1 protein-coding gene is annotated in these 315 nt (G+C 63.5%); it reads right to left on the bottom strand.

All coding sequences use genetic code 11. From position 1 onward, the window contains the following. Positions 1–315, bottom strand: a 315-nt coding sequence (locus ACNFCI_RS24110; RefSeq protein ID WP_416768442.1) for a hypothetical protein, incomplete at both ends; no start/stop codon positions are given.

Raw genomic sequence — 315 nt, 5'->3', positions numbered from 1 at the left:
GGTGACGGCGACCAGGTGCTGGCGCTCGTCGTAGCGGTAGTAGGTGCTCTTGCCCGAGCAGTCCTGGTAACGCTCGACCTGGGCCTGGGTGTTCCACCACAGGTACTTGGACTTGTAGGTCGCGTCGATGATGGTATGCGGCAGGCCATCGTCGCTGTTCAGGTACTCGGTCATCTGGCCGAGGGCATCAAATTCGGCGAGCAGGTTGCCCTTGTCGTCGTAGCGCGCTCGCCAGGTGCTGCCGTCCGGGTAGCTGACCTGCGTCACCAGGGTGGTCAGGTGGTGATACTCGTAGGTGGTCTTGCGCCCCAGCGG

Source organism: Pseudomonas sp. NY15356, from assembly GCF_048068175.1.
Taxonomy (GTDB): domain Bacteria; phylum Pseudomonadota; class Gammaproteobacteria; order Pseudomonadales; family Pseudomonadaceae; genus Aquipseudomonas; species Aquipseudomonas putida_K.
Note: the sequence above shows the minus strand (reverse complement) of the source record. Positions and strands in the feature narration are given on the sequence as shown.